This is a genomic window from Neobacillus dielmonensis, assembly GCF_000612665.1.
GTDB lineage: Bacteria > Bacillota > Bacilli > Bacillales > Cytobacillaceae > Neobacillus > Neobacillus dielmonensis.
Genome location: NZ_HG942081.1, coordinates 77,694 through 90,703, shown reverse-complemented (window position 1 = coordinate 90,703; position 13,010 = coordinate 77,694). Strand labels below are relative to the sequence as shown.

The 13,010-nt window shown below is 39.3% G+C and carries 16 protein-coding genes; 5 read left to right on the top strand and 11 right to left on the bottom strand.

The annotated features are described in order from the left end of the window. Positions 1 to 59: 59 nt before the first annotated feature. From BN2425_RS20065 to BN2425_RS20045, 6 genes are all read right to left on the bottom strand, one after another. A complete protein-coding gene (locus BN2425_RS20065) occupies positions 60 to 551 on the bottom strand; it encodes a PTS sugar transporter subunit IIA (protein WP_042463284.1) in 492 nt (163 codons plus the stop codon). A 73-nt stretch (positions 552 to 624) separates the two neighbouring features. Further along, on the bottom strand, positions 625 to 1,950 hold the full coding sequence (locus BN2425_RS20060; RefSeq protein ID WP_042463282.1) for a 6-phospho-alpha-glucosidase: 1,326 nt from the start codon (positions 1,948 to 1,950) through the stop codon (positions 625 to 627). Positions 1,951 to 2,012: 62 nt separating this feature from the next. Continuing rightward, positions 2,013 to 3,611, bottom strand: a complete 1,599-nt coding sequence (locus BN2425_RS20055) for a PTS transporter subunit EIIC (protein ID WP_042463280.1) — start codon at positions 3,609 to 3,611, stop codon at positions 2,013 to 2,015. A gap of 118 nt (positions 3,612 to 3,729) precedes the next feature. Continuing rightward, positions 3,730 to 4,503, bottom strand: a complete 774-nt coding sequence (locus BN2425_RS20050) for a MurR/RpiR family transcriptional regulator (protein WP_081798148.1) — start codon at positions 4,501 to 4,503, stop codon at positions 3,730 to 3,732. 228 nt (positions 4,504 to 4,731) lie between these two features. Beyond that, positions 4,732 to 4,872 carry a hypothetical protein gene (locus BN2425_RS22655; RefSeq protein WP_154663569.1) on the bottom strand — a complete coding sequence of 47 codons (141 nt, stop codon included), beginning with the start codon at positions 4,870 to 4,872 and terminating at the stop codon, positions 4,732 to 4,734. A 118-nt stretch (positions 4,873 to 4,990) separates the two neighbouring features. Further along, positions 4,991 to 5,404 (bottom strand): RidA family protein, encoded by a 414-nt coding sequence (locus tag BN2425_RS20045; protein ID WP_042463278.1) that lies wholly within the window; start codon positions 5,402 to 5,404, stop codon positions 4,991 to 4,993. A gap of 349 nt (positions 5,405 to 5,753) precedes the next feature. Here BN2425_RS20045 and BN2425_RS20040 point away from each other — a divergent pair, with 349 nt between their 5' ends. Together BN2425_RS20040 and BN2425_RS22650 are read left to right on the top strand one after the other, a co-directional pair. Beyond that, a complete protein-coding gene (locus BN2425_RS20040; protein WP_042463275.1) occupies positions 5,754 to 6,164 on the top strand; it encodes a GNAT family N-acetyltransferase in 411 nt (136 codons plus the stop codon). A gap of 129 nt (positions 6,165 to 6,293) precedes the next feature. Beyond that, positions 6,294 to 6,452 carry a hypothetical protein gene (locus tag BN2425_RS22650; protein ID WP_154663568.1) on the top strand — a complete coding sequence of 53 codons (159 nt, stop codon included), beginning with the start codon at positions 6,294 to 6,296 and terminating at the stop codon, positions 6,450 to 6,452. A gap of 107 nt (positions 6,453 to 6,559) precedes the next feature. Here BN2425_RS22650 and guaC read toward each other — a convergent pair whose 3' ends face one another. Both guaC and BN2425_RS20030 read right to left on the bottom strand, forming a co-directional pair. Then, positions 6,560 to 7,543: a GMP reductase gene (gene guaC / locus BN2425_RS20035; RefSeq protein ID WP_042463273.1), complete on the bottom strand. Its 984-nt coding sequence runs from the start codon at positions 7,541 to 7,543 to the stop codon at positions 6,560 to 6,562. A 315-nt stretch (positions 7,544 to 7,858) separates the two neighbouring features. Continuing rightward, positions 7,859 to 8,182: a hypothetical protein gene (locus BN2425_RS20030; protein ID WP_042463270.1), complete on the bottom strand. Its 324-nt coding sequence runs from the start codon at positions 8,180 to 8,182 to the stop codon at positions 7,859 to 7,861. Between the two features lie 150 nt (positions 8,183 to 8,332). On the opposite strand from BN2425_RS20030, the gene BN2425_RS20025 reads away from it, so the two are divergent. Then, positions 8,333 to 8,731 (top strand): VOC family protein, encoded by a 399-nt coding sequence (locus BN2425_RS20025; protein WP_042463268.1) that lies wholly within the window; start codon positions 8,333 to 8,335, stop codon positions 8,729 to 8,731. 107 nt (positions 8,732 to 8,838) lie between these two features. Here the strand turns inward: BN2425_RS20025 and BN2425_RS20020 are convergent, their stop codons facing one another. The 3 genes from BN2425_RS20020 to BN2425_RS20010 form a co-directional block, all read right to left on the bottom strand. Next, positions 8,839 to 9,492 (bottom strand): DsbA family oxidoreductase, encoded by a 654-nt coding sequence (locus BN2425_RS20020; protein WP_074433105.1) that lies wholly within the window; start codon positions 9,490 to 9,492, stop codon positions 8,839 to 8,841. A 126-nt stretch (positions 9,493 to 9,618) separates the two neighbouring features. Next, positions 9,619 to 10,563, bottom strand: coding sequence for a bifunctional riboflavin kinase/FAD synthetase (locus BN2425_RS20015; protein ID WP_042463264.1), 945 nt, complete (start codon positions 10,561 to 10,563; stop codon positions 9,619 to 9,621). Further along, positions 10,550 to 10,876, bottom strand: a complete 327-nt coding sequence (locus BN2425_RS20010) for a hypothetical protein (RefSeq protein ID WP_042463261.1) — start codon at positions 10,874 to 10,876, stop codon at positions 10,550 to 10,552. Before BN2425_RS20010 ends, BN2425_RS20015 begins: the two co-directional genes overlap by 14 nt. Positions 10,877 to 11,209: 333 nt before the next feature. Between BN2425_RS20010 and BN2425_RS20005 the strand changes: the two genes are divergently transcribed. Both BN2425_RS20005 and BN2425_RS20000 read left to right on the top strand, forming a co-directional pair. Beyond that, positions 11,210 to 12,460, top strand: a complete 1,251-nt coding sequence (locus BN2425_RS20005; RefSeq protein WP_195891972.1) for an MDR family MFS transporter — start codon at positions 11,210 to 11,212, stop codon at positions 12,458 to 12,460. A 112-nt stretch (positions 12,461 to 12,572) separates the two neighbouring features. Continuing rightward, the gene (locus tag BN2425_RS20000; RefSeq protein WP_042463258.1) at positions 12,573 to 12,755 is read left to right on the top strand and encodes a YolD-like family protein; all 183 of its coding nucleotides are present in this window, start codon (positions 12,573 to 12,575) and stop codon (positions 12,753 to 12,755) included. Positions 12,756 to 13,010: the final 255 nt, after the last annotated feature.

Genomic DNA, 13,010 nt, shown 5'->3' with positions numbered 1-13,010 from the left:
TTTGTCTACAATCTGAATGCTCAGACGAATATGTCTGAGCATTTTTTATAAACAAAACCCTATTTTATTTTTGCTTGGAGTAAAACAGACTCTCCACGAATGACAGAGCCGTCGTCACTTTTTGTTAAGGAATCTACCATATCAAAATTGGTAATTACCACCGGCGATATGGTGCTTTCCGCTTTTTCCTTGACTAGATCCAAGTTAAAGGTAACAAGCTTATCGCCTGCTTTTACTTTATCGCCTTGGGCGACGTGCCCTTCGAAGCCTTCCCCATTCATGGCCACCGTATCCATGCCGATATGGATTAAAACTTCTAAACCATTTTTGCTGCGGATTCCGACGGCATGATTGGTTGGAAAAATCTGTACAACCTCCCCGTCGATTGGAGCCACTACTACTCCCTCCGAAGGTTGAATGGCAAGCCCGTCTCCAATCATTTTCTCGCTAAATACCTGATCTGGAACATCTTCAATTTTGACAATCGTTCCCGTAATTGGAGAAACAATGGTCTCCGTTATTTCTTTTTTTCCAAACAAATTCTTAAACACGATAATCCCCCCAACTAAAATAGAAAAGGCGAAAAGTAACTTATCGTTTTCGCCTTTCCTTGCTATCCATTCTTTATTTTAACACAGGCCAGTAAGCTTTATTAGCTTCAATGAGATCATCCAGTATATCTTTTGCTACTTTAGCACTTGGAACGGTCTTGGAAAGCGTTAAAGCCTGCCATAATTTTTGGTAACTGCCTTCAATATAGGCTTGAACGACTAATTTCTCGACTGTGACTTGTTGGTACATTAACGCTCTTTGGAATTCAGGAATCTTTCCTTGGCTTAATGGCTCTGGGCCGTCACTTCCGACAATACAAGGCACTTCCACCATGGCTTCATTATCGAAGTTAGCAATGGCTCCATTGTTTTCAACAATCAATAGCATTCTTTCGTGCGTGTTAAAGGCAATGGCAGTTGCCAGGTCGACGATAAAGGTAGCATGGGCACCCATTTCGAATTCACAGCCTTCAGAGGTTCCTCTTTCTATAATGGTTCTTGCTGTTGAAAATACTGTCTTTTCTCTTCCGTCGATCACCTCATTGGCACGTGTGTAATCCGGATTGGAATGCTCCACCACATAATCAGGATAGAAATAATATTTCAAATACGTGTTTGGTAGAAATCTTGGGTCAACCGCTAACAAATCTTTCGCTTTTTTATGTGTCTCCTGCCAGCTTGCATCCGTATGCTGGGTATCTACCTCTTTTTGTGTTAGATAGCCATGCTCCGCTACATAATCACGTATTTGCGGTAAATATTCATGACCTTCTTTATCTTTGACACTTGTCCACCAGCCAAAGTGGTTTAACCCGAAGTAGCGTACCTCTAAATCCTTTGGTTGTTTGCCGATGATATGTGACATTCTGCGCAATGTGCCTACCGGCATGTCACAAATATTCAATACTTTCGAATTGGGACGAAGAACACGGCAAGCTTCCGCCACAATGGCAGCAGGATTGGAATAGTTTAACATCCAGCAGTTTGGTGAATATTTTTCCATGATGTCAATCAATTCAATCATGTCGCCGATACTTCTCATACCATACGCGATTCCGCCAGGTCCGCAGGTTTCTTGACCGACCACACCATGCTTTAATGGAATCTTTTCGTCTTGTTCCCGCATAGGATAGCCGCCGCTGCGGATATGCGCAAAACAGAAGTCTACATCCGTGAAAGCTTCTTCCGGGTCGGTCGTAAAGGAATACTCAATGTCCGGTGCATTTTCTTTCATCACGATTTCTAAAGCTTCCCCTAATACTGCTTGTCTTGGGCCGTCATTATCATATAATTTTAATTTTCGAAGCGGGAAACGGTCTAAATTATCCAATAACATCATGACAATCCCCGGTGTATAAGTACTTCCTCCGCCTGCAATCACTACTGAAAACTTTTTCATTTTCTCCATTCCCTTCTAGTAATCTGTCTTTTCTAAGATGTTTTTTCTGGCGCTTGTTCTGCCTATTCGTTTGTACTTAATCCCAAATAACTGTCCACCGCTTTGCGAATGTTTGTTACCTGTAAGCCGTAAATAACTTGCACATTTTTATCCTTTATAACGACACCGCTTGCGCCTGTTTGTTTTTTCAACACATCTTCATCGACCATGTTCGGATTATCCAAAGTTAGTCGAAGTCTTGTGTAACAGTTCGTGACGGTATTAATATTGCTTGCTCCACCTAGGGCATCAACAATGACACCAGCAATTCCTGGTTCACCCTGTTGACCAGCACCTGCTTTTCCTTTGCCATGCTTTTCTTTGTAATCTTTCTTCGAATATAACTTTGTTTCCTGCCCTTCGTCTTCTCTTCCGATTGTTTTGAAATTGAATTTTACAATCAAGAAGCGGAACACCAGATAATAGATACCAAAGAAGATTAAACCTACTAAAATGTACATTGGCCAGTGTGTTTTCTGAATTCCAAGCGGAAGATTAAACAATAGGAAGTCAATCATACCGTTTGGACCAATGGCTCTAACATCTAAAAGGTGAAGCGTTACCATACTTAAACCACTTAATGCAGCATGAACCACAAACAATAACGGTGCAACAAACATGAACGAGAATTCAATTGGTTCTGTAACACCCGCGATCAATGATGTCACCGCAGCTGGGATCAAAATGGCTTTTGCCTTCCCTTTGTTTTCTGGCTTAGCCGTATGGTACATTGCTAAACATGCTCCGAGCAGTCCGAACATTTTGGAAATACCACGAGCATCCCATATTACACTTGGTGAAAGTACTTTTACCGATGGATCGGCAATTTCCGCATAGTAAATATTTCTTGCGCCTTCGTACACTTTTCCGCCAACTTCTGCCACACCGCCCAGTTCTGTGTATAAGAACGGGGTATAAATCAAGTGGTGCAGTCCCGTTGGAATCAGCAGACGTTCCAATGCTCCGTATAAGAAGATTCCAAAACTACCACTGTGGTTAATCAGTGTGCCTAACTTGTTAATTCCCGCTTGGAAAAATGGCCAAATGAATGTTAAGGCGACCGATAATAGCACAACAACTGGAATCAGCACGATAAAGACGAAGCGTGACCCGCCGTATATTTGAAAGGCACCTTTGAATTCTTTATCAATAAATTTGTTATGAACCATAGCGGTGATGATACCAAGTATTAGTCCCAGGAACACACCCATATCAAGGATTTGCACACCTAAAACTAAAGTTTGTCCAGTGCCCTGCAGGGATTCACCTTCAAAAAGAAGCCCATTCAATGACATAAATTTGTTCATGGCATTGACAAATACAAGATAACCCAACAATGCTGTAAAACCTGCAACCGCTTTTTCCTTATTGGCCAAACCAACTGTTATCCCAACACAGAATATAAGTCCTAAATTACCGAGAATCGAAACCAAAGATCCCGTTAATATCGTACCGAAACCAGTGGTGATAGGATTATTTAAAAATGGAACTACTTCTAATAATTTTGCATTCGTAAATAAATTTCCCAGGGCAATTAAAATACCCGCAATCGGCAAAATAAGAACCGGAATGAACATTGCTTTTGAAAACCGTTGCATGCCCTCCATGATCTTTGTCTTCATTTTGCCTCTCCCCCCTCATGCATTCGTTTTTGTCGACATGATTAGCTTACAATGTAACCGCTTTTAAGTCGATAGATTCAAAAGGATAAAAAACGTGTTTCACACATTGAAACACGTTTCACTGGTTATCATCTTTTTGAGAACTCAATGATTCAACATAATGCTTGAAGAGAAATTCAAACATCAAAAGCAAACTCGGAAAAAAGCTGTTCGGCAGCATGTTGCGGTCGTCAAGTTTATTATGATCGACGATTTTAAATGTTAAATCGGCCATCTCAGCAATTCGATTATTTGTTTCTTTTGTAAACGACACCGTAAAGATCTGATGCTCTTTTGCCGCAAGTAATTTATCAATGACCACCTGTGTTTCACCTGATTTTGATATGACTACTAAGGCACCGATATCCTCTAGATTGTTTTCAAATACACCAATTGAATCTGTCCCACTGGCAAAAATCGTTTTTCTGCCTAACACCAATAACTTTTTATAAAGGTACTCCGCTGCAATCGCTGAAAAACCGGTGGCATATATAAAAATATAGCTTTGATTAAGGTTCAAAACTTTTTGTATAAACGTTTCAATATCAGCGGTGGAATTATGGGTCAAAAGATCCTTTTGGCTGATTTCTAAAAAATCTTTTGCCACACCGTTTTGCGGAAGTTCCGGTTTTTTGACCAGAGGTAGCAGTTGATAGTACATATCGACGAAGCCGCTATACCCTAATTTCTTTGAAAGGCGAATGACCGTTGCCGGTGATGTGAAATTTTCTTTGGCAATTGTCCGGACTCCTTTATGGATGACGTCATCAATGTTATCTATGATATATTGGACAAGTTGGATATCTAGTTCAGTTAAATTCTTTCCTTGGATAATTTTGCTGATATCTATCATTTTATATTCACTCCTGCTTGTAAAAACCGTTACTTCTAATGTTTAATTTTATCAAAGTTGGTTTTGTGTCACAAATTGTCTTAGGTAAAAGTCACTTTTTATGGCATAAAAAAAACCGTGAGACGGTAATCGCCACGGTTCCTTCTTTCCTTTACGAAATGGATTACCTCTTTTTCTCAAACATTTTGTCTATGTATCAGGACAAAAAGAGGTCTTTCTACTGTTTTCTTATTGTTTTTTTATAGGGGTCACTACTGCAAATAGATTCTCTGATGGATCCGAGATATTCATTTGAATAATCTTAAATCCATTCCCTCCATCTTTGGATTCAACTTTTCTAGCTATCGTAATTTGTTTGTTATCAGTCATGTTCCATACTTCCTTCCAAATTTTTTTCACCCAAGAGCTACTATATGCAGGAAGGATCATTATGTGAATGGATTTTTTAAAAATACCATATTATTTTGAAAGATAGTTTTGAACAGAGTTATTTGCCCTGACTTTCCACTGCTGCAACTGCTTCTAGTTCGACTAATTGATGTTTATAGCCAAGAACTGTTACTCCAGATAAGGTGCTTGGTACATCGTGATCGCCAAACTCTTCCCGAATGGCATCCCATGCCGTAACCAAGTCCTCTTGATTCTGGGTTGCTACCAGAACTCTTGTATACACCACATCTTCCAATGTGGCTCCAGATTCTTTTAAAGCTTGTTTTAGATTTTCTACACATATTTTTGCCTGATGCCCAAAATCCCCAATACTCGGTACATTTCCTTCTTGGTCGAGCGGACACGCTCCTGCCAAAAATAATAGATCCATTCCAGCTGGTACATGGCTTGCGTAAGCATAATCTACTTGCGCTAAATTGGCTGAACGTATCAAAGATATTTTTTTTGCCATCTTCCTTCCTCCTATACCTTTTCTAAAGGCTCTGTTAAACGATAACGGTGATTTTTTAACTCTGTTGATTGAAGCGGAAGGCGCTCGACTCCTGCGGGAGTACGGGGCTGGGGAGACCCCGCAGGCGCTAAGCGCCGAAGAGGCTCCCCGGCACGCCCGCGGTTCGCTGAGCGACTGGAGTGGAAATCAACAGCCAAATTTAACAGAGCCTTTCTAAAAGAAAAACCCTAATTCCATTATAAAAGTAAAAAATATTTCTGGTACCCTCAAAACATTGCAATCTGGTCCTTTTGAAAGAGTATTTGTTAAATTACAATCAATAACAACATAGTAATGGGAGGAAAAAAATATGAAAAAAACTACTGACATTACATACAAACTGAATGCAGCCACTAGTGCTGAACAACTTGCAGCAGTTTTTAACGCTTCGGGTATTAGGCGCCCGACTGAGGATTTGCCTCGGCTTCAACGCATGATTGACCATGCGGATTTAACCCTAACGGCTTGGGAGGATGAGAAACTGATTGGAGTCGCCAGAGCCATTACCGATTATAGCTATTGCTGTTATTTGTCGGATTTGGCGGTTGATAAAGACTATCAAAAAAGTGGGATTGGGAGGAAGCTGGTCCGGCTTTTACAGGAACAACTTGGGGACGAAGTAACGCTTCTCTTGCTGGCTTCTCCTACTGCCATGGAGTATTATCCAAAAATAGGATTTGAAACGATTGATAATGGATTTAAAATTCTTCGAAAAAGATAAATCCTATATTTGTTTAGTGTTTATATACAGTTGGTGCATTTTTGTTCTAACCAAGCCGCATATCCCTGTGCCGCTTTTTTCCGTATTAAATTTCTAATATAACACACTCTATATATCGGAGGTGACAAAATGGAAAATAATAGACAAGGAAATAACAATCGCGAACATAACCATGATGGTGGAATGATGGATAAAATTGGTGAAGTATTCGAAAATGTTGTCGATACTATTACCGGAGACAATCAAAAAAATGGGCAGCAAAAACAGCGTAATAATAATAAACAGTAGTCAACTTACCCTAATTTAATATAAGTGAGCGAGAAAGAGCTTTGGGGGTTTCCAAAGCTCTTTCTCATTATAAATGATTCAAAACAATCGTTTTATCTATCAGGGTTTTAATAGATTTTATCGCCATTAAATATCGAATTTTTTACAACTACATAGTCAACGTTTCGTATTGCTGACAGCTTGTTTCCGCCCGCATACGAAATAGAAGATTGAAGATCTTGTTCCATTTCAGTGAGGGTATCTTTTAGAGAACCTTTATACTCCACATACATTTTTTTGCCTTCTACATTCCGTTTTTCCCCTTTTTGGAATTCAGATGCAGAACCAAAATATTCTTTATATAGCTTTCCATCCTTCTCTACAGTTTCCCCAGGTGATTCTTCATGCCCAGCAAACAACGAACCAATCATCACCATCGATGCTCCAAATCTAACGGATTTGGCGATATCACCATGTGTGCGAATGCCTCCATCCGCAATAATCGGTTTGCTAGCTGCTTTTGCACACCATCTAAGCGCAGCCAATTGCCATCCGCCTGTTCCAAATCCGGTTTTAATTTTTGTAATACAAACCTTTCCTGGCCCAATTCCTACCTTGGTAGCATCGGCACCGGCATTTTCTAATTCCCTAACAGCCTCAGGAGTCCCTACGTTTCCGGCAATAACAAAGCTAGAAGGAAGATGTTTCTTGATATGTTGAATCATATTTATAACAGCATTGGAATGACCATGTGCAATATCAATGGTGATATATTCAGGCGATAACTTTTCCTCCGCTAATTGTAAAATAAACCGATACTCTTCTTCTTTTACTCCAACACTAATTGAACTGTATAAACCACGGGCGTTCATGTCTTTTACAAAATTCAAACGCTTTTCTGGCTGGAAACGGTGCATGATATAGAAATAATTATTTTCCGCCAAGAAAACCGCAATCTTCTCATCTATAATGGTCTGCATATTTGCAGGCACTACTGGCATTCTAAAAGTACGGCCGCCAAAAGTAACCGATGTGTCACACTCAGTACGACTATTTACAATCGATTTTGCTGGAATTAGTTGAATATCCTCATAATCAAAAACGTTTTCCATTCCCATATACCCCTTTACAACTTTTTCAAAAGTAGTTTTTCCTTTAATATAAAATGTTAATAATCTTATTTTTCAGCATTTACATAACTACCTGACAACATATACGAGTATAATACACGAACAATATTATGTCAAACTAATTTAATGTTCGTTATTAGCGAAGGTTTGTGGCTAAAAGGCATTAAAAAAGGGATTACAACAAAAAAACCAAAAAAAAATCGCCCTTCAAATGGGCAATTAATAACTTGAGACAAGTACCACAACTCATGGGTTAGATTGTTCTTTCTCAAAGCTAGGACTAATTTGTTCTTGTCTTTAACTTAATAATTGTAAAGGAAAAAACAGGTATGCATCATCGATAAAAAATACCACGAATAGCCCGATGAGCATGCCAATTCCTGAACAGATTGTGATTTGTAACCTTGTTTTTATCAAATTGAGTGAATATCCTATAGCCAATGCCAAAAATATAGATGTTAATCCAACGGTGATCTGTCCTATGCTCCAGGAAGCAATTAGACTGAAAATGTATATGGCGATTGCTGCCAAATAATAATAACGCTTCTTGCCTTTTAAAGCGAAAGATATGGATAAAATGAATAAAATCAAAGATAAAATTAAAATTAATGAAAAGAACATAATGAACCCCCCTTTTCGTACATTTTAACATATTTTCCCAACGAAATTAAAAACACTTATGATAGCGTGGAAGGTTACTGAAAGAATGGATCATATAATACTAGTTGAATTATAATTTAGAAAATAGATACTAAAAGGAGTAGATTAATAATGGATAAAGTCACACCATTTTTAATGTTTCAGGATGGCAAAGCAGAAGAAGCCATGAATTTCTACACATCTTTAATTGAGGATTCAGCCATTACAAATATTGTTCGATATGGCGCAAATGAAAGTGGGGATGAAGGGACTGTCATGCAGGCTACTTTCACCTTAAAAGGTCAAGAATTTATGTGCATTGACAGTAATGTAAAGCATCAGTTTTCCTTCACACCTTCGTTCTCATTATATGTTACGTGTAATACTGAAGAAGAACTTGACAATCTTTATCAGAAACTGAACGAAGGTGGACAAGCACTTATGCCACTAGGAGATTATGGTTTCAGTAAGAAGTTTGGCTGGCTAAATGACCGTTTTGGAGTTTCGTGGCAACTCAATCTCCCTAAATAATATAAGAGCTTAATACCCTGTTCAACCCGTATTAAAAACTAAAAAGGGTCGTTAGAAAATTTTAAAGTAAAAATGGCTCAGTATGGTGAACTGAGCCATTTTTATATTTACTTTTTAGGAATTTCACACCCATTTTCATCACAGATCATTCCATTGTCGTTGTTTAATACCACAATTTCATCTTCTGCAATGACTTTTCTTAATGCTTGAACAAACACTTCCGTTGGCTGGGCTCCAGTCAACCCATACTTTTTATTTATCAGGAAGAATGGAACACCGGTAATTCGGTATTGCTGAGCAGTTAGCTCATCAGCACGGACCTCGTCGGCCATCTCATCACTTGCAAGCATTTTTTCAACTGCCCCCCGTTCCAAACCGACTTCTGCGGCTAAATCCGCCAATGTTTCACGATTTCCAATATGTTTGGATTCAGTGAAATGGGCACGTAGTATGCGTTCCGTCATCTCTATCATTAAACCTTGTTTTTTCGCAAACATCGTCAATCGGTGGGCATCGAAGGTGTTCGTTAAGATAAGGGAATCCATTTGGTAGTCCAATCCTGCATCCTTTGCCATTTGCACCATATGCTGGGTATTCGCTTTTGCTTGGGCAATGCTCATTCCATATTTTTTCGCTAAGGATTCGTAAATCGTTTCTTTTATATCTGTTCCGCTTGTTGGATCTAATTCGTAGCAGCGATATGTCACTTCTACTGGATAATCAACCTGTTTAATGGCATCCTCCAGATGCCTTTTGCCAATATAGCAAAATGGTCATGCAAAATCAGTCCACATCTCAATATGGATCATTCTTATCCCTCCTAAATGCAATTCTTGTATAGTATAGTGGTTCACCCTAGGTTTTTACACGGATTTTGATTATATGTCCTAATTAATGATTTCCAATAGCTCTTTTGCTTCCTTCTTATCCAATTCCATCTGTGCAATTAGAGCATCGAGTCCAGTAAATTTGATTTCCCCACGCATATACCGCAAAAATGAAACGGAAGCTGTTTTTCCATATAAATCACCAGAGTAGTCGATTAAATAAGCTTCCACAAGATATCCTTGCCCATTTACAGTTGGCCGGTAGCCAGCACTAATGAGGACATTCCAGATTTCATTTCCTTCTTTTTCATGATGGATTTCCGCGGTCCCTAAATAAACACCGGGTTTAGGTTCAATGTAAGACTCCGTTCCGCCTAAATTGATGGTCGGAAAACCAAGAGTTCTCCCAAGAGCCTCACCATGGATAACCTCACCGGTAATGGTATAAGGCCTTCCTAGAAGGCCCTGTACCGCCTCCATTTTTCCGTTTTTTACCAGTGAGCGAATCCGAGTGCTGCTGATCTTTCGGCCATGCTCCTTTATTTCAGGAACCACGGTAACAGATGATTTTATTTTGGAGCAAAGGTTAACCAGTTCAGTTACAGAGCCGTCGCCGCCTTTTCCAAAATGAAAGCCCTCACCGACTACAATTCGTTTAACATTTAATCTCGAGAGATGCTCCAGTACGAATTCGTTGGCGGTAATTCTAGCATACTCTTCTGTAAATTCAACCCGATAATATCGGTCGACACCAAACCTAGTGAGGATTCGCATTTTTTCTTGATCAGGTGTCAGCTTTGACTGGTACTCTGGATCCTTCTTTAGGATCCAAAGGGGATGGTCCGAAAAACCTAATACGGCAAGCGCTTCCCCTTCGCCTTTCATTTCCTTTGCTGTTTGTAAAACAGCTTGATGCCCCAAATGCACTCCATCAAATTTTCCAATCACTAAAGTTAATGGAGTAGAATCATAAGGGGGTTTTGACGTTACCTCAATGATTTCCACTGTAATCCCTCTCTAACACTGATAGTTCGATTTTCTTTCCTGAATGTTTTATTAAAAGTTCAATGATATCCCTATCATCGATATAAAAGTCGTTTACGTACTTTATTCCTGAGTGGGACTTTTGAATTCCTTCAAAATAAAATACCTCTGCGACTCCTTCAAATCTATAAGAAAGCTCTGGACCACCATTGATTTTTAGAACAACTTCCTTGTTATTAAAGTCGGTATAAAGTTTACAAATGGGCTCCTGATCGAGCAACAATACCTCTGTCCCTTTTACCTGATGAACGCGGATAACTCCTTCTACTTTCATGTTCTCTTTCCTCGTTTTATAACTTAATACGTTGGTCTTGAAGTCATCTTTTACTATAATTCCTTTTATTATATTAGTAAAAAAAAATGATTGCTACCCATTATAAAGGAGCCATCCAAGCTTTAAAAACACTACAAAAAAGACTCTTCCACCTAAAAGAGTCTTTTCACACAAAGAACGTATGTTCGTACAATTAAATTAAACTGGTCTATATTTGTTTTTCATAATATTATTATAACCAATTTTGAATTATAAGTCTATATCTTTAGAAAATTATGTGCTATAGTTTTATTGTTCCGGCCGGAGGATTAGATATACGAAAGAGGCGATGTAGTGCGAATCTTTTCTTGGAGTACCAATTTAAAAGTTCGACTAATGGGTGAAGCGTTGTTTAACATGCTATTTTGGATGTACTTTCCGTTTATAACAGTTTATTTTAGCCAGAAGTTAGGAAATGAAATAGCAGGGATCCTCATGATGCTCCCCCCTGTTTTCAGTATGGCCAGCAGTCTGCTCGGCGGGGCATTAACTGACCGTTTCGGACGTCGACCGCTCATGTTGATAGGCACCTTGGTTCAGATGCTGATGTTTGCACTGTTTGCAGGATCAACCTCTCCTTGGGTGGATTTTGTGGCATTTATTGGTATTGGATTAGGGGGTGCTTTGTATAGGCCTGCAAGTTCAGCTATGGTGGCAGATTCGGTTCCCCCAGATCAGCTCCGCCAAGTATTTGCCACCTTTATGACGGCTAATAACATTGGGGCGGTCCTCGGACCTGCGCTTGGAGCTATTTTCTTTTTTCAATACCGACAACCCTTACTATGGACCTGTACGTTGGTTATGCTGGTATATCTTTTCGCCATTTGTTTCGTCGTAAATGAAACATTACCTGTTACGGCGATAGTAGACAAAACGACGAGTACCATTGCCAACGTATTCAAGGAACAGTGGAAGGGCTATGGAGTCATTTTTCGAGATAAAGTTTTCCTGGTTTATATTTTTGCAGGCATCTTTTCCTTAATCTCCATTATGCAGCTGGATATCTATTTGCCTGTCTATATTATCCATCAAGTCCCTGCACAGTCATTATTCGCCTGGAATGGTGCTTCCCTCACGCTGTCGAGCACAGAAATTTATGGCTGGTTAGTGGGATTCAATGGTCTTCTGTTTGTTCTGTTTATTCTTCCCGTAACAAAATGGTTTCAGCACTGGAAAGAGCGTAACGTATTCATTTTGTCATCTCTGCTTTCAGGTATAGGAACATTCATGGTTGGCCTTAACACCAATATATGGGCTCTGTTTATTGTTACGGTAATCTTTACCTTTGGTGAAATTGTACGCTCCCCCGTCACTCAAAGTTTTATTAGCCGTTATGCTCCAGAACATGCACGAGGGCAATACATGGCAGCTGATAGTTTGCAGAACACGGTAGGTAAATTTTTGGCACCATTGACGGTATTTTTTTCAAAATGGGTCCCCCCTATAGGTATTTTCAGTATAATACTAATCTTGTCACTAATAAGCATCATTTTATATTTTCTCTTATTTAGGATGTATTCGGAGAATCCATCTGCAATGGATTAAATGGTAGAAACCCGAAATATTAATCTAATATTTACTCCTTCTTTACAATCTCTTAATAAGGTGCCTTTACAATAGAAATTGTAATCCAATGCCCTTAAAAGGAGATTTGTCCATGTATTTAAAAAAACTAACTCAAAATGAGCAAGTCACTGTTGAATATATATCAAACGGAGTTTTAAAAACTTTTAAAGGACGGGTATCCCGCCTCAATCTTTCCGAACAGAAGCTCTCTTTAGTTGATGAAAAAAAAATATCCTCAACGATCCGTTTAGCCAATATCCGAAATGTTTACTAAGTTGACATGTGAAACTTCAACGATCATCAATTATCTGAACCGAACAGTCTGCGAAGACGGCAAGAGCAAAAGCCGCCATGCTGGCGGCACAGATTGTCGAGAAAGGTTATTTTTCTCGGCAATTTTTCATTTTACTTGAATTAAAATATGATTTTTAGAATTGATTTTCGCCTGCAATGGGGCCTATTGATTTCCGCTCCAGGTGCTTCGCTTTCCGCGGGCGTGCCGGGGAGCCTCCTCGGCCTTTAGCGCCTG